This is a genomic window from Paraburkholderia tuberum STM678 (assembly GCF_902833905.1).
In the GTDB taxonomy this organism is placed as follows: Bacteria; Pseudomonadota; Gammaproteobacteria; order Burkholderiales; family Burkholderiaceae; genus Paraburkholderia; species Paraburkholderia tuberum.
The window spans coordinates 1-15,534 of record NZ_CADFGP010000023.1; the positions used below are offsets into that span (position 1 = coordinate 1).

General features: G+C 64.0%; 16 protein-coding genes. 10 read left to right on the top strand and 6 right to left on the bottom strand.

Going from position 1 to position 15,534, the window contains the following annotated elements; all coding sequences use genetic code 11:
• The first annotated feature begins 3 nt into the window (after positions 1-3).
• Together HWY30_RS20610 and HWY30_RS20615 are read left to right on the top strand one after the other, a co-directional pair.
• Positions 4-951 carry an electron transfer flavoprotein subunit alpha/FixB family protein gene (locus HWY30_RS20610; RefSeq protein WP_090801292.1) on the top strand — a complete coding sequence of 316 codons (948 nt, stop codon included), beginning with the start codon at positions 4-6 and terminating at the stop codon, positions 949-951.
• Between the two features lie 98 nt (positions 952-1,049).
• On the top strand, positions 1,050-2,840 hold the full coding sequence (locus HWY30_RS20615) for an acyl-CoA dehydrogenase (protein ID WP_090801290.1): 1,791 nt from the start codon (positions 1,050-1,052) through the stop codon (positions 2,838-2,840).
• Positions 2,841-2,979: 139 nt separating this feature from the next.
• Here the strand turns inward: HWY30_RS20615 and HWY30_RS20620 are convergent, their stop codons facing one another.
• Positions 2,980-4,266 carry a D-amino acid dehydrogenase gene (locus HWY30_RS20620; RefSeq protein WP_090801289.1) on the bottom strand — a complete coding sequence of 429 codons (1,287 nt, stop codon included), beginning with the start codon at positions 4,264-4,266 and terminating at the stop codon, positions 2,980-2,982.
• Positions 4,267-4,445: 179 nt separating this feature from the next.
• Between HWY30_RS20620 and HWY30_RS20625 the strand changes: the two genes are divergently transcribed.
• Both HWY30_RS20625 and HWY30_RS20630 read left to right on the top strand, forming a co-directional pair.
• Entirely contained in the window at positions 4,446-4,934 is a 489-nt protein-coding gene (locus HWY30_RS20625) for an Lrp/AsnC ligand binding domain-containing protein (RefSeq protein WP_090801287.1), read from the top strand.
• Between the two features lie 145 nt (positions 4,935-5,079).
• Entirely contained in the window at positions 5,080-6,231 is a 1,152-nt protein-coding gene (locus HWY30_RS20630; RefSeq protein ID WP_090801284.1) for a PA0069 family radical SAM protein, read from the top strand.
• A gap of 34 nt (positions 6,232-6,265) precedes the next feature.
• Here HWY30_RS20630 and HWY30_RS20635 read toward each other — a convergent pair whose 3' ends face one another.
• Both HWY30_RS20635 and HWY30_RS20640 read right to left on the bottom strand, forming a co-directional pair.
• Positions 6,266-6,733, bottom strand: coding sequence for an NINE protein (locus HWY30_RS20635; protein ID WP_090801282.1), 468 nt, complete (start codon positions 6,731-6,733; stop codon positions 6,266-6,268).
• Between the two features lie 198 nt (positions 6,734-6,931).
• On the bottom strand, positions 6,932-8,026 hold the full coding sequence (locus HWY30_RS20640; protein ID WP_425199390.1) for a PQQ-dependent sugar dehydrogenase: 1,095 nt from the start codon (positions 8,024-8,026) through the stop codon (positions 6,932-6,934).
• A gap of 261 nt (positions 8,027-8,287) precedes the next feature.
• Here HWY30_RS20640 and rpsP point away from each other — a divergent pair, with 261 nt between their 5' ends.
• The 6 genes from rpsP (at position 8,288) to HWY30_RS20670 (ending at position 12,675) form a co-directional block, all read left to right on the top strand.
• The gene (gene rpsP / locus HWY30_RS20645) at positions 8,288-8,542 is read left to right on the top strand and encodes a 30S ribosomal protein S16 (RefSeq protein WP_013090118.1); all 255 of its coding nucleotides are present in this window, start codon (positions 8,288-8,290) and stop codon (positions 8,540-8,542) included.
• Positions 8,543-8,676: 134 nt separating this feature from the next.
• On the top strand, positions 8,677-9,411 hold the full coding sequence (rimM, locus tag HWY30_RS20650) for a ribosome maturation factor RimM (RefSeq protein ID WP_090801278.1): 735 nt from the start codon (positions 8,677-8,679) through the stop codon (positions 9,409-9,411).
• A gap of 25 nt (positions 9,412-9,436) precedes the next feature.
• Positions 9,437-10,204: a tRNA (guanosine(37)-N1)-methyltransferase TrmD gene (trmD, locus tag HWY30_RS20655; RefSeq protein ID WP_090801276.1), complete on the top strand. Its 768-nt coding sequence runs from the start codon at positions 9,437-9,439 to the stop codon at positions 10,202-10,204.
• A 149-nt stretch (positions 10,205-10,353) separates the two neighbouring features.
• A complete protein-coding gene (rplS, locus tag HWY30_RS20660) occupies positions 10,354-10,740 on the top strand; it encodes a 50S ribosomal protein L19 (RefSeq protein WP_013090115.1) in 387 nt (128 codons plus the stop codon).
• 87 nt (positions 10,741-10,827) lie between these two features.
• A complete protein-coding gene (locus HWY30_RS20665; protein ID WP_090801275.1) occupies positions 10,828-11,586 on the top strand; it encodes an NUDIX hydrolase in 759 nt (252 codons plus the stop codon).
• Positions 11,587-11,736: 150 nt separating this feature from the next.
• Positions 11,737-12,675, top strand: a complete 939-nt coding sequence (locus HWY30_RS20670) for a CobD/CbiB family protein (protein ID WP_090801273.1) — start codon at positions 11,737-11,739, stop codon at positions 12,673-12,675.
• 72 nt (positions 12,676-12,747) lie between these two features.
• On the opposite strand, the gene HWY30_RS20675 is transcribed toward HWY30_RS20670, so the two are convergent.
• From HWY30_RS20675 to HWY30_RS20685, 3 genes are read right to left on the bottom strand one after another with little or no spacing between them, the layout of a single operon-like run.
• Positions 12,748-13,068 (bottom strand): putative signal transducing protein, encoded by a 321-nt coding sequence (locus HWY30_RS20675; RefSeq protein WP_090801271.1) that lies wholly within the window; start codon positions 13,066-13,068, stop codon positions 12,748-12,750.
• Position 13,069: 1 nt separating this feature from the next.
• Positions 13,070-14,068 carry a ribosome small subunit-dependent GTPase A gene (gene rsgA / locus HWY30_RS20680; protein ID WP_090801269.1) on the bottom strand — a complete coding sequence of 333 codons (999 nt, stop codon included), beginning with the start codon at positions 14,066-14,068 and terminating at the stop codon, positions 13,070-13,072.
• Positions 14,065-15,324 (bottom strand): M48 family metallopeptidase, encoded by a 1,260-nt coding sequence (locus tag HWY30_RS20685; protein WP_090801268.1) that lies wholly within the window; start codon positions 15,322-15,324, stop codon positions 14,065-14,067. The genes rsgA and HWY30_RS20685 overlap by 4 nt, the downstream gene beginning before the upstream one ends.
• Positions 15,325-15,534 lie beyond the last annotated feature (210 nt).

Sequence of the window (15,534 nt, forward strand, 5' to 3'; positions counted from 1 at the left end):
CAAATGACGAACCTGGTAATTGCAGAACACGACAATGCGTCGATCAAGGCCGCGACGCTGAACACGATCGCAGCGGCACAGAAGATCGGCGGCGATATTCACGTGCTGGTCGCGGGACATAACGCGCAGGGCGCGGCCGATGCCGCCGCGAAGATCGCTGGTGTCAGCAAGGTGCTGCTCGCCGATGCGCCGCAACTGGCCGCAGGCCTCGCGGAAAACGTCGAAGCGACGGTCCTGACGCTTGTGCAAGATGCGGCGAAGCACTACACGCACATCCTCGCGCCGGCTACCGCCTACGGCAAGAATGTCGCGCCGCGTATCGCCGCGAAGCTCGACGTCGCGCAGATCAGCGACATCACGGCAGTGGATAGCGCCGACACGTTCGAGCGTCCCATCTACGCGGGCAACGCAATCGCGATCGTGCAATCGGCTGATCCGATCAAGGTCATCACCGTGCGCTCGACCGGTTTTGATGCCGTCGCAGCCGTTGGCGGCAGCGCAGCGGTCGAGAGAATCGAAGCGGCACCCGACGCTGGCCTCGCGCAGTTCGTGAGCCGCGAAGTGACGAAGCTCGATCGTCCGGAACTGACGAGCGCGAAGATCATCGTGTCGGGTGGCCGTGGTCTGGGCAATGGCGAGAACTACATGAAGGTGCTCGAGCCGCTGGCCGACAAGCTCGGCGCGGCACTGGGCGCATCGCGCGCGGCGGTCGACGCGGGCTTCGTGCCGAACGACTATCAGGTCGGCCAGACCGGCAAGATCGTCGCGCCGCAACTGTACGTCGCAGTCGGCATCTCGGGTGCGATCCAGCATCTGGCCGGCATGAAGGACTCGAAAGTCATCGTCGCGATCAACAAGGACGAAGAAGCGCCGATTTTCAGCGTGGCCGATTACGGTTTGGTTGGCGATCTGTTCACCCTCGTGCCGGAACTCGTGAGCGAACTAGGCTAAGCGCCGCGGCGCCTGAAAGAGGCCGCCGACAGCAAGCGAAGGGCGCAGGACCCACCAAGTCCCGCGCCCTTTTTTCATATCAAGGGAGGAGTACCGAAATGAGCTATACGGCACCCATCAAGGACATGCTGTTCGTGATGAAAGAACTGGCCGGACTGGAAGACATCGCGAAGCTGCCCGGCTTCGAGGACGCGAACCTCGACACCGCGAAGGCCGTGCTCGACGAGTCGGCGAAACTATGCGGCGAAGTGCTCGCGCCGCTGAACGTCGACGGCGATCGTAATCCGAGCAGCTGGAAGGATGGCGTGGTCACTGCGACGCCGGGTTTCAGGGAAGCCTTCCGCCAGTTTGCCGAAGGCGGTTGGCAGGGCGTGCAACATCCGCTCGACTACGAAGGCCAGGGCCTGCCGAAGCTGATCGCGACGCCTTGCATCGAAATGCTCAACGCGTCGAACCTCTCTTTTGCGCTGTGTCCGTTGCTGACCGACGGCGCCATCGAAGCGCTGTTAACCGCTGGCAGCGAAGCGCAAAAACAGACCTACGTGCCCAAGCTGATTTCAGGCGAATGGACCGGCACGATGAACCTGACCGAGCCGCAGGCCGGCTCCGATCTCGCGCTCGTACGCACGCGCGCCGAGCCGCAGGCCGACGGTTCGTTCAAGCTGTTCGGCACGAAGATTTTCATCACCTGGGGCGAGCACGACATGACGGAAAACATCGTGCATCTGGTGCTCGCACGCACGCCGGGCGCGCCTGAAGGCGTGAGAGGCATTTCGCTGTTCGTCGTGCCGAAGTTCCTCGTCAACGAAGACGGCTCGCTCGGCGAGCGCAACGACGTTCACTGCGTATCGATCGAACACAAGCTCGGCATCAAGGCGAGCCCGACCGCCGTACTGCAGTTCGGCGATCACGGCGGCGCGCTCGGTCAGCTGATCGGCGAAGAGAATCGTGGCCTCGAATACATGTTCATCATGATGAACGCCGCCCGTTTCGCGGTCGGCATGCAAGGTGTCGCGATCTCGGATCGCGCGTATCAGAAGGCGGTCGCGTATGCGAAGGAGCGCGTGCAGAGCCGTCCCGTGGATGGCTCCGCGAAGCAGTCGGTCGCGATCATCCAGCACCCGGACGTGCGCCGCATGCTGTCGACGATGCGCAGCCTCACCGAGGCGTCGCGCGCGCTCGCCTACCTCGCGGCCTCGCACTGCGACGTCGCGCATCGTCATCCGGACGATGCGACGCGCGCGAAGCATCAGGCGATCTACGAATACCTCGTGCCGATCGTGAAGGGCTGGAGCACGGAGCTGTCGATCGACGTGACGAGCCTCGGCGTGCAGGTGCATGGCGGCATGGGCTTCATCGAGGAAACCGGCGCTGCCCAGTACTACCGCGACGCGCGCATTCTACCGATTTACGAAGGCACGACCGCGATCCAGGCCAACGACCTGATCGGTCGCAAGACGCTGCGCGACGGCGGCAAGGTCGCGAAGGAACTGCTCGCTGGCGTCGCCGAAACGGTTGAAGCGCTTGGCGCGCAGCAGGGCGCGGCGTTCGCATCGATGCGCACACAGCTCGCGCAGGGCCGGCGCGCGCTTGGCGCGGTCGTCGATTTCGTCGTCGCCAATGCGAAGGGCGATCCGAATGCGGTGTTCGCGGGCAGCGTGCCCTATCTGAAGCTCGCGGGCATCGTGCTGGGCGGCTGGCAGATGGCGCGTGCGCAGCTTGCCGCGGCGACGAAGCGCGACGAGGACCCAGCGTTTCATGACGCGAAGATCGCGACCGCGCGGTTTTACGCCGAGCATGTGTTGCCACAGGCGGCGGCGCTCGAAGTGGCGATCGTCAGCGCGAAGGGTGGCGAGGGCGTGCTGGCTTTGTCGGAAGACCAGTTCTGAGCATGCCTTGATGCCGGCCGCGATCGCGGCAGCACATTGAAATGCAAACGGCGCCCCGCGAGGCGCCGTTTGTTTGTACGGCTGCTGTTTGTTGCGGCCTGCGCCGCGGCCAGGGCCGCGTCAGCGCACGCACTCAAACTCACGCATACGCCGGCCGATGCTCGCCCGCGGTCTCGCCGAGATAGCGATGCACCGACAGATCGTCCGCGCGAATCGCGGGCTGCTTGCCCGACATCAAGTCGGCGAGCAGTTGGCCCGAGCCGCACGACATCGTCCAGCCAAGCGTGCCGTGGCCGGTGTTCAGGAACAGGTTCGGCACCGGCGTGCGGCCGACGATCGGCGTGCCGTCCGGCGTCATCGGCCGCAGACCGGTCCAGAACGTCGCCTTCGACGTGTCGCCGCCGCCCGGGAACAGGTCATTCACAGAAAGCTCGAGCGTCTCGCGGCGCGCCTCGCGCAGCGATTTGTCGAAGCCGACGATCTCGGCCATCCCGCCGACGCGAATCCGGTCATCGAAGCGCGTGATCGCGATCTTGTAGGTCTCATCGAGCACGGTCGACACCGGCGCGGCAGCCGCGTCGACGATCGGCGCGGTGATCGAATAGCCCTTCAGCGGATAGACCGGAAGCTTCACTATGCCATCGAGGAAGCGCGTCGAATACGAGCCGAGCGCGACCACGAACGAATCCGCGCGCACGAACTCGCTGCCGCACTGCACGCCGGCGACGCGGCCGCCCGCCATCGCGAGCGCGTCGATCGACGTGTTGTAGCGGAACTTGACGCCCAGTTCCTCGGCGAGCGCCGCGAGGCGCGTCGTGAACATCTGGCAGTCGCCGGTTTCGTCGCCGGGCAGGCGCAGGCCGCCGGTGAGCTTGTGCGACACCGCGGCGAGGGCTGGTTCGGCCTTGGCGAGTTCGTCGGCCGTCAGCAGCTCGTATGGCACGTTGGCATCCTGCAGCACGGCGATGTCTTTCGCGGCGCCGTCGAACTGCTGTTGCGTGCGAAATACCTGTAGCGTGCCGCCGGTGCGGCCTTCGTACTCGATGCCGGTGTCGGCGCGCAACGCCTGCAGGCAGTCGCGGCTGTATTCGGCCAGCCGCACCATACGGCCCTTGTTCACCGCATAGCGCGGCGCCGTGCAGTTCTGCAGCATCTGCCACATCCATTGCAGTTGGAACGCGGTGCCGTCGACGCGAATCGCTAGCGGCGCGTGCTTCTGGAACATCCACTTGACGGCCTTCAGCGGCACGCCCGGGGCGGCCCACGGCGAAGCGTAGCCCGGCGAGATCTGGCCCGCGTTGGCGAAACTGGTTTCGAGCGCCGGGCCGGCTTCGCGATCGATAACGGTCACTTCGTGACCGGCGCGCGCGAGGTAATACGCACTCGTCACGCCGACGACGCCACTGCCCAAAACGACGACTCGCATAGCTGCTCCAGATATCCAAAAATTGAGTGAGGGGAAGGCGCTCGTCGGAGGTTCGATCTGAATCGATTCGGCGAGCTGCAATGTGAGGTGAAATGCCGTTTGCCCAGTGTTAACCGCTATAGTATTTACAGTGAGACAGGTTTTGTTATTGTATTTTCATCATTTTTAGAAAAAACACCATGCGTACCCAGCGCCAGCCCGTGCGGGCTCTCGACAAGCTCGATCACAAGATCCTGCGGCTCCTGCAGCAGGACGGCCGTATGGCGATGAAGGACCTGGCGGAGCAGGTCGGTCTGTCGGTGACGCCGTGCATCGAGCGCGTCAAGCGGATGGAGCGCGACGGCGTGATCACCGGCTACTACGCCCGCGTGAACCCGGCCGAGCTGGGCGCGGCGCTGCTCGTGTTCGTCGAGATCACGCTCGATCACAAGAGTGGCAACATGTTCGATCTGTTCCGGCGCGAGGTGCAGAAGATCCCCGAGGTGCTCGAGTGCCACCTCGTGTCGGGCGATTTCGACTATCTGATCAAGGCGCGCATCGGCGAAATGGCCGATTACCGCAAGTTGCTCGGCGATATCTTGCTGCAACTGCCGGGCGCGGTGCAGTCGAAGAGCTATGTGGTGATGGAGGAAATCAAGGAGACGCTGACGATCGCGGTGGGCGAGTAGGTGCCGGTTCACTGACGGGGTTGGACGCGCATCAAGCGACCAACGAAGTGCTCGACAAACGGCGTAAACACTGTATATTTATACAGGTGTTTTGCGCCGCTTTCCTTTGGCGCTTCCTGTTTGCGTTTGCTTTGCGTGGCCCGCCGTGGATGACCCCGACACCCCTGACATTCCCGAATTTCCGATCGCGCGGCCGGCGCCTCGCAAGGGGCGCGGCGCGGTCACGAACCTGCAAGGCCGCTACGAAGTCGACCAGCGCGAAGCCGTCCACGACGGCTGGCAGACGGCCGACGAAGACGGGGAGCCGAAGGTCCTGCGCACGCAGGTGTTCGAGGAGCGCGCAAAAACCATCCTCACACGCAATGCGTCGCCGGACATTCCGTTCAATGTGTCGCTGAATCCTTACCGGGGCTGCGAACACGGCTGCATCTATTGCTTCGCGCGGCCCACGCACAGCTACCTGGGTTTGTCGCCCGGGCTCGATTTCGAAAGCCGCATCTACGCAAAGATCAACGCGCCCGAACTGCTCGAGCGGGAACTGTCGAAGAAATCCTATGTACCCGAGCCGATCGCGCTCGGCGTCGCCACCGATGCTTGGCAGCCGGCCGAACGTGACTTGCGTCTTACGCGTCGTGTGATCGAGGTGCTCAGCGAGCGCAACCACCCGTTCGCGGCGATCACCAAATCATCGCTGATCGAGCGCGACATCGACCTGCTTGCGCCGATGGCCGGGCGCGGGCAATTCATGGCGGCGATCACCATCACCACGCTGGACGCCGACATCGCGCGCACGCTCGAACCGCGCGCGGCCACGCCGTCGCGCCGGCTGCGCACGATCCGTACGCTCAGCGAGGCGGGCATTCCGGTCGGCGTCAGCATCGCGCCGGTGATCCCGTTCGTCACCGAACCGGATATGGAGCGCGTGCTCGAAGCATGCGCCGAAGCGGGCGCCAGCAATGCGAGCTATATCGTGCTGCGGCTGCCGTGGGAGGTCGCGCCGCTGTTCAAGGATTGGCTGGGCGCACATTTCCCGGATCGGGCCGAGCGCGTGATGAGCCGGGTGCGCGACATGCGAGGCGGCAAGGATTACGATTCTTCGTTCTCGACCCGCATGAAGGGAGAGGGCTTATGGGCGGATCTGCTCAGGCAGCGCTTTCACAAGGCCGTGCGCCGGTTAGGGTTGAATGGGCGCGACCGCGGCATTCTCGACATGTCGCATTTCCGCCGGATCGAGCCGCCGCGCGCCGAGCAGGTGAGCGCACCGGCACGCGACAATCCGCAACTGAGGCTTTTCTAGCGCCAGGAACGTCTGCGGGTCCCGCCACGGGGCATTACTGCGAAATCGCTTTGGCCGCTTCGACCTGACTTTCGAAGTAGGTCTGGAACGCGAGCGCGAGACCGGTCATCAGCAGAAACGCACCGATCAGCAGCGAAAAGATCACGACGAAAATGACCGTCCAGCCGGAGCGGCTTTTGCGTTGCGTGTGGGTGTTGAATTGCGCATCCCATTTCTGATCAGGACGCAGCCCGTAGACGAGCGCCGCCAGAAACGCGGCAAACAGCGAAACCGCGCCGATCGGCGCGAGCACCCAGCCCAGGATCGACGCGCGCTCGGTCGCGACCAGCAGCATCACGCCGGGAATGCCGATCAGCGTGCCGAGTAGATGCGCCCAGCCGTAGATGTCTCGGGTGCCGTACAGATAGAAGCGGTGGGCGCCGAGGCTGCCGAACAGGAACGCCAACGCGGCGGTGAGCGTCTTGGATCTGAAGCGCGGGGAAGTCGAGGCAGCGGTGGGCATGAACGCGTGGGCAGAGTGACGGGCGGTCGAAAGGAGCGGCGCGCCGCGGGGGCGCGGACCGACGCGCATTCTACGCCTGCGGCGCGCGGGTGGTCACGTGGAGGACGATCGCCCAGGCTGAAAGCGGGGTGGCGAGATGCGCCGGACCTGGCTCGAGGTGAGTGCAGCCGTTCAGCCGGGCATGCGTGCATCCGCGCGTTACGGCGCTGAATACGTGATGCGATAGATTGCGCCGGCGGTATCGTCGCTGATCAGTAGCGAACCGTCTGGCAGCGGCAACACGTCGGCGGGGCGGCCCCAGACCGATTCGCCGGGTTGCAGCCAGCCTTCGGCAAAGACCTGCTGGCGTGCGTGGCTGCCGTCAGGGTCGGTGATCACGCGCACGACGCGGTAGCCGACCTTCTTGCTGCGGTTCCACGAGCCGTGCTCGGCGATGAAGATATTGTTGCGGTAGTCGGCTGGAAACATCGGGCCGTCGTAGAAGCGCATGCCAAGCGCCGCCACGTGCGCGCCAAGCTTGACCACTGGCGGCGTGAATTCGCTGCACGGATGATCCTTGCCGAACTCGGGGTCGGGCGTGTCGCCGCCGTGACAGTACGGAAAGCCGAAGTTCATGCCGACATGCGGCGCGCGGTTGAGCTTGTCGCTCGGAATATCGTCGCCGAGCAGGTCGCGACCGTTGTCGGTGAACCACAGTTCGTGGGTGACCGGATGCCACGCGAAGCCGACGGAATTGCGGATGCCGCGCGCGACGACCTCGTAGTGGCTGCCGTCCGGGTTCATGCGGCCAATCATCGCAAAGCGGTCCGGATCTCTCTGGCAAATGTTGCACGGCGCGCCTTGCGGCACGTACAGCTTGCCATCCGGGCCGAACGCGATGAATTTCCAGCCGTGATGCGTGTCCGTCGGCAGCTTGTCGGTGACAACGACCGGTTTCGGCGGATCGTTCAGGTGCGAGTCGATCGCATCGAAGCGCACGATTTTCGACACGGCCGACACATACAGCGCGCCGTCGCGCCACGCGACGCCGGCGGGCATCTGCAGCCCGGACGCGATCACGTGGTGAGCCGTCACGCGGCCGTTCCGCAGCTCGAGCGCATACACATGGCCATCGTCGCTACCCACGTAGAGAATGCCCTTGGGCGACAACGTCATCGCGCGCGCGCTCGGCACCTCGTCCGACAACACTTCGATGTGAAAGCCCGGCGGCAGCTTGATTTTCTCGATGGGCAGCGCGGCGATTGCCGTCAACGCCTGCGCGGCGATAACCGCGGCCGCTACCGCACGTAGAATCCGGCTGCACGAGGTGCGCGAAAGTCCGGCAAAGCGTACGAAAAAGGCACGAAAGGCGAACGGAAACGGGAGTTTCGGCTGGCGTTGCACGGGCGCTCCTTCAGGTAATTCGGGCGTTTGAGCGGGTTCTCGCACCTCTTGTAGAAGGTGGGTGCAGCCCGTTTCCGCAGTTTATCCCGGTAAGTGTTTGTTATGGCGTCGCTTTCCCGCTATAATCGCCTGTTTCAGTCGTTCCGAACCCCGGTTTTCAAGGATTCTAGTATGGTCATCATCCGCTTGGCTCGTGGCGGCTCCAAGAAGCGCCCGTTCTACAACATCGTCGCCACCGACTCGCGCAGCCGTCGTGACGGCCGCTTCATCGAGCGCGTCGGTTTCTACAACCCGGTCGCTACGAAGGGCGAGTCCCTGCGTATCGCTCAGGATCGCCTGACGTACTGGCAAGGTGTTGGCGCGCAACTGTCGCCGACCGTCGAACGTCTCGTGAAGGAAGCGCAAAAGGCGCAGCCGGCTGCTTGATATGGCGGCCCGCAGGCGTATCGTCGTCGGTTCGGCCGGCGGCTCGCGCAACTCGCGTGAGCAGTCCGATGCGCAATTTGTTTTACTGAAGCAGACGCCAAAGCAGGCTGCGAAGTTGTTGTCGAGGTTATTCGATGTCTGAGCGTGATTCCGGCAGTTCTGGTAGCGTCAAGGCAGCTTCGCGCGCAAAGGCGTCTGGTCAGGCGTCGTTCGGTGCATTCGTCCGCAAGCCGGTCGAACGAACCGACGGCAAGGCGAAAGAGGCGCAAGCCGATGCCGCGAACGCCGATTTCGAAGCTGCAGAAATGCGCATCGAAACGGCGGCAAGCTGGCCGGCCGATGCGGTCGAAGTCGGCGCAATCGTCGACGCCTATGGTCTCAAAGGCTGGGTCAAGGTAGCCGCGCATGCGGATGCCGGGCAAGGCGGCGACGTCTTGCTGAGCGCGAAGCGCTGGTGGCTGCTGAAAGGCCAGGAGCGCAAATCGGCGCCGTCCTTGCAGGCCAAAACACATAGCGACAGCGTGGTCGCCCGTCTGGGTGGCGTCGCTGACCGCGATACGGCGTTGGCTCTGCGCGGTTCTCGCGTATACATCGGCCGTAGCGAATTTCCGGCGCTCGAAGCCGACGAATTCTACTGGGTCGATCTGATCGGCCTGGACGTGGTGAATCTCGCCGGGCTCAACCTCGGCAAAGTCGCCAGCATGATCGACAACGGCGCGCAGTCGGTGCTGCGCATCGAATATCCGGCTACCGGCAAAAACGGCAAGCCGGTCGCAGGCGAGCGTTTGATCCCGTTCGTCGGCGTCTTTGTCAAAACGGTGGACCAGGCGGCAAAGCATATCGTCGTCGACTGGGAAGCTGACTATTGAAATCTATCGTTGAGCGGGGAGAGCGATGCAGTTCGATGTCGTGACGCTCTTTCCAGAAATGTTCCGCGCGCTGACTGACTGGGGTATCACCAGCCGGGCCGCGAAGCAGCAGCGCTATGGGTTGCGTACGTGGAATCCGCGCGATTTCACGACCGACAACTACCGCACGATCGACGATCGCCCATACGGCGGCGGCCCCGGCATGGTTATGCTGGCCCGGCCGCTCGAAGACGCGATCAGTGCCGCGAAAGCGGCGCAGTCGGAGCAGGGCATCGGCGCGGCGCGCGTCGTGATGATGTCGCCGCAAGGCGACACACTGAATCACGAGCGCGTGATGAAGTTCGCGGCCGAACCCGGTCTGATCCTGTTGTGCGGGCGCTACGAAGCGATCGACCAGCGTCTGCTGGACCGTGTAGTCGACGAAGAAGTAAGCCTTGGCGATTTCGTGCTGTCGGGCGGCGAGTTGCCCGCGATGGCGTTGATGGATGCGGTCGTGCGTCAGTTGCCTGGTGTGCTGAACGACTCACAGTCGGCGGTGCAGGATAGCTTCGTCGATGTGCTGCTCGATTGTCCGCACTACACGCGTCCTGAGGAATACGAGGGCGTGCGGGTGCCTGATGTGCTGCTCGGCGGCCATCATGCGGAAATCGAAGCGTGGCGGCGGCGCGAAGCATTGCGCAACACGTTGAACAAGCGGCCCGATCTGATCGTGAAGGCCCGAAAGAACAGAATGCTGAGCCGTGCCGACGAGGCGTGGCTCGCGAGTCTCGCGAAGGAAGAGCCGAAGGCCTGAGGCCCCGGTCTTTCGAGCGGACACAAGGCGGTGCCGTGCATGCGTGTGCGGTGCCAGATGTGAACCCATCCTCTATCGGGGCCGTAGCCCAACGCAGTAAGCGCGTGAGGCAGGTACGAACGCCGACAAGATGGATCTAGGAGTCAGTGATGAATCTGATTGCAAAACTCGAGCAGGAAGAAATCGCGCGCGTTCTCGGCGAAAAGACCATTCCGGATTTTGGTCCGGGCGATACGGTCATCGTCAGCGTGAACGTGGTTGAAGGCACGCGCAAGCGTGTGCAGGCTTACGAAGGCGTCGTGATCGCCAAGCGTAACCGTGGTCTGAATTCGTCGTTCATCGTCCGTAAGATTTCGTCGGGCGAAGGCGTCGAGCGTACGTTCCAGACGTATTCGCCGCTGCTGGCTAGCATCGTCGTCAAGCGTCGCGGCGATGTGCGTCGTGCGAAGCTGTACTATCTGCGCGAGCGTTCGGGCAAGTCGGCTCGAATCAAGGAAAAGCTGGTCTCGAAAGACCGCGCTGCTTCCCAAGCGTAAATGCTGTAAGAAAAAGCACCCCTCGCGGGTGCTTTTTTGTTGGCCAGGTCAAAATAGCGGCATGTCCACGCTCATCAGAGAGACCCGTTGATCCGCCCCGTCTTTGAGCCCGAAACTCTGCCTGTCATCGCGACAGGCGCCGATCTGCCACCGGTCGCGCGCGAGCGTCTGACGCCCGATGCACTGCGGGCGCGCTTTGATCGGCAGCTTGCCTGGACACCCGAGAAAATTGCCGATGCGCCGTGGCGCAATACCGACCTCGATCCGCGCGTGGCCGCGGTGCTGGTGCCGCTCGTCGTGCGCGCGCGCGGTCTTACCGTGTTGCTCACGCAGCGCGCGGACCATCTGAACGATCACGCCGGTCAGGTGAGTTTTCCCGGCGGCCGCCAGGAACCGTTCGACGCTGATGCGACCGCAACGGCTCTGCGCGAAGCGCACGAAGAGGTGGGCCTCGACGCGTCGCGCGTCGAAGTTCTCGGCGCATTGCCCGACTATCTCACTGGCACCGGCTTTCGCGTGTCGCCGGTCGTCGCTCTTGTGCACCCGCCGTTCTCGCTGGAGATCGATACGCTCGAAGTGGCCGAGGTCTTCGAAGTGCCGCTCGCGTTCCTGATGGACCCGTCCAACCACGAAGAGCGCCTGTTCCGCTACGAGGGCGGAGAGCGCCGCTTCTTCGCGATGCCGTATCCGCGCGGCGAATTGACGGTGGCTCCGGAGGCCGCCGAGCAGCGCGGCGCGCACCAAGCGCAGACGGTCACGCCAGCAGCGGTGCAAGGCGGCCATCATTTCATCTGGGGCGCGACGGCGGCGATGCTGCGCAACCTGTATCGGTTCCTCGCCGCATAAATTACGTGACTCGCATCGCCGCGTCGACGATGCACAGTTGCGCGAACGACGCACTTGTCGGCGCTTTGTCAGCATCCGCGTTCAGACTCATCCGACCCTGTGCTATCGTTATAAAACAATCGTAAAAACTTAAAAAGCACGGCGCATCGCATGACTTTTTTCTCCGTATTGCTGGCTCTGATCATTGAACAGGTACGCGCGCTGTCGCCGAACAATCCGTTGTCCGCGTTGCTTCAATACCATGCGGAGTCGGCGGCGCACGGATTCGATGCTGGCAAGCAACGTCACGGTCTGCTCGCGTGGCTCGTCGTGGTGGTGCCCTGGACGCTCGCGGTCGCGCTCGTCTACTACGTGCTGTATCACATTCACTTCATGCTCGCGTTCCTGTGGAACGTCGTGGTGCTGTACTTCACGCTCGGCTTCCGGCAGTTCAGCCATTACTTCACCGACATCCATCTCGCGTTGAACAACGACGACGTGCCACGCGCGCGCGAAATTCTCAACGAATGGACCGGGCTCGAGACCGTCGACATGCCGGTCAGCGAGATCGTGCGTCACACGCTGATCCACGCGGTGGTCGCGTCGCATCGTCATGTGTTCGGCGTGTTCTTCTGGTTCCTGATTCCGGTCGGTCCCGCTGGCGCGGTGCTGTACCGTTGCGCGGAATATCTCGCGCGCGCATGGGCGCGGCCGGCCGACGACCGCACCGTCGCGTTTTCGAGCTTCGCGCAGCGCGCGTTCTTCGTGATCGACTGGGTGCCGGCGCGGCTGACGTCGCTGGGCTTTGCGATCGTCGGCAATTTCGAGGATGCGATTTACGCGTGGCGCAACCATGCGCGGCAGTGGCCCGATACGAACGACGGCGTGCTGCTCGCCGCGGGCAGCGGGGCGCTCGGCGCGCGCCTGGCCGGGCCACTCGCGGAGCCGTCGAGCCTCGACGCGCTCGCCACCGGCGACGGCGGTCCGATGCAGGTCGGCGACGACTGCACGCCGCGCACGCTGCAATCGGCAGTGGGGCTGGTGTGGCGTGCAGTCGTACTGTGGATGATCCTGCTGTTGATGCTGACCATCGCGGTGTGGCTCGCCTGAAGCGGCCAGGCCACGCGCGCAGCACAAGAAGAAGCCGGGCAATGCCCGGCTTCTTCAATTCCCGACTCCGCTTCACCCCTTCAACGGATCGCGCACAGTCCCGCATTGCCAGCACACGGTGAACTGCGCCTCGAGCAGCTCGCCGCACTGCTGACATTGCCATGGAGGCGCGCCCGGTGCCGGTCCTCGCGAGGCCGCTTCGATCAGCCGCCGCGCGATCGCCTCATCGCGTTCATCGACGAGCCACAGCTCCGGCGCGCACTGGTCGGCCGGAATCTCGCCGAGCGCCCCGTTCAGATAGCGGTTGTGCAGCTCGCAAGCGATGCCCGCGGTCTCCAGCACGTTGACCCAATGCTGTCCGATGATCAGGTTCGGCGCGCGCATCAGTTTCATGTCAGCGGACGATCTGGCTCGCCTCGTGCATGAGCTGCGCATAAAGCGCATGCCGTTCGCGGCGGATGCGCCCGTCGGCGACGGCTTCGAGGATCGCGCAGCCAGGCTCGTGCAAATGATGGCAGTTATAGAAACGGCAGTTTGGCAGTAGCGGCCGGAACTCGGGGAACGCGCGTTCGAGCCGGCCTTCGCTCAGGTGATGCAGGCCGAATTCCTGAAAGCCCGGCGAGTCGATCAGCGCGCCGGCCGCGCCGTTGACGCCATTCACGCCGGTCGTGCCCTCCGACCGCGGCAGGGGATAAAGACGCGTGAACGTCGTGGTATGGCGCCCGCTGTTCAGCGCGGTCGAAATCTCGCGCGTCGCGACTTCGGCATCGGGAATCAGCAGGTTCACGAGTGTCGATTTGCCCATGCCGGACTGGCCGAGCAGCAGCGTCGCGTGACCATGCAGATGTTCGGTCAGCGTGGCGCGTGCCGCCTCGGGCTGCATCCGGATCGACGCTTCGAGCACCGGATAGCCGAGCGCGCGATACGGCTCGAGCCGCTTGCGCGCGCCGTCCAGAGCCTCGGTGACGTCGATCTTGTTCAGCACGATCAGCGGCTTCAATTCGTTCGCCTCGGCGGCGACGAGCGCGCGGCCGAGCAGATCCTCGCTGAAATGCGGCTCGGTGGCGAGCACGATCAGCAACTGGTCGAGGTTCGCGGCGAACAGCTTCGACTTGTACTGATCCGAGCGATACAGCAGATTGCGCCGCTCGCCGATCTCGACGATCACGCCTTGATCCGCCGAGGTCGGCTCATAGATCACGCGATCGCCGACCGCGACCTCGCTGCGCTTGCCGCGTGGGAAACATTGCAGCAACGCGCCGCCGTCTTCAGGAGCGACCAGATAGTGGCGGCCGTGCGCGGCCACCACGAGGCCGCCCGTGCGCACGCCGTACATGCCGGATGCGGTGGCCGACGCGCCGCGCGACGCCTTCTTCGGAGCGCGGCCGCTCATGCGTGCTGCAGCAGTCGGTCGATCCGCTGCGAGGCCGGCGGATGCGAATAGTAGAACGCGGTGTAGATCGGATCGGGCGTCAGCGTCGACGCGTTGTCCTCGTACAGCTTGACGAGCGCGTTGACGAGATCGTGCGCGTCGGTTTGCGTCGCCGCGAACGCGTCGGCTTCGAACTCGTGCTTGCGCGAGCTGAGACTGCCAAGCGGCGTGACGAAGAACATGAACACGGGCAGCGCGAGGAAGAACAGCACGAGCGCGAGTCCGCTATTGCCGCCGACGAGCGACGGCCGCACGCCGAGCCCTTCGTAGAACCACACGCATTGCGTCAGCCAGCCGAGCAGCGCGAGCATCGCGAGGCTGATCGCGAACGTGACCAGCATGCGCTTCATCACGTGACGACGCTTGAAGTGGCCGAGCTCGTGCGCGAGCACCGCTTCGATCTCGCGGCCCGACAGGCGCGCGAGCAGCGTGTCGAAAAACACGATGCGCTTGCTCGCGCCGAAGCCGGTGAAGTACGCGTTGCCGTGCGCCGAACGGCGGCTGCCGTCCATCACGAACAGGCCCTTCGCGGCGAAGCCGCAGCGCTTCATCAGCGCCTCGATGCGGGTCACGAGCGCTTCATCCTTCAGCGGCTCGAACTTGTTGAAGAGCGGCGCGATGAAGGTCGGGAAAATCAGCAGGCCGAACATCTGGAACGCGACCCACACGACCCATGCCCACAGCCACCACAGGTTGCCCGCGCGGTTCATCAGCCACAGCACGACGAACAACAACGGCAGGCCGAACGCGATGCCGAGCAGCGCGCCCTTCAGACGGTCGAAAAAGAACAGGCTTTTGCTCATGCGATTGAAGCCGAAGCGTTGCTCGACGACGAACTGCCGGTAGTAATCGAACGGCAGGTCGATCGCGCTCGTGATCGCGATCACAGCGGCAACCAGCGCGATCTGACCGACGTAGCCGCGGCCGAGCCAGTCGGAGATCGCGAGATCGAGCATCTGCACGCCGCCGAGCAGCGTGAGCCAGATCAGCACGGCCGCGCCGACGACGATCTCGACCATCGCGAGCCGCGTGCGCTCGACCGTGTAGTCGGCCGCGCGCTGATGCGCGGTGAGCGCGATGGTGTTCGCGAACTGGCTCGGCACCTGTTCGCGATGCGCGACGACGAAGCGGATCTGCCGCGACGCGAGCCAGAGTTTGGTGCCGACCATCGCGACGACGGCGACGACGAACAGGGCGGTGAAGTACAGGGTAGGCATCCGGGGATTCCGTGGTATCTATGCGAGAATTATATGTTTCTTCCCGCCTTGCGGCGGAGATACGGTTTAAAGCGACGGTTCAACGCAAGAACTCCGGGTAGCAGTTCAGGGCGGCGCTTTGGCGCGGCCGGCCCGGCTCGAACCGCGCGAATCGATTTCAAACGAACACATGCCGCGCCGCGCGGGTTTCCAGCGAAGCCCACCGCGCGG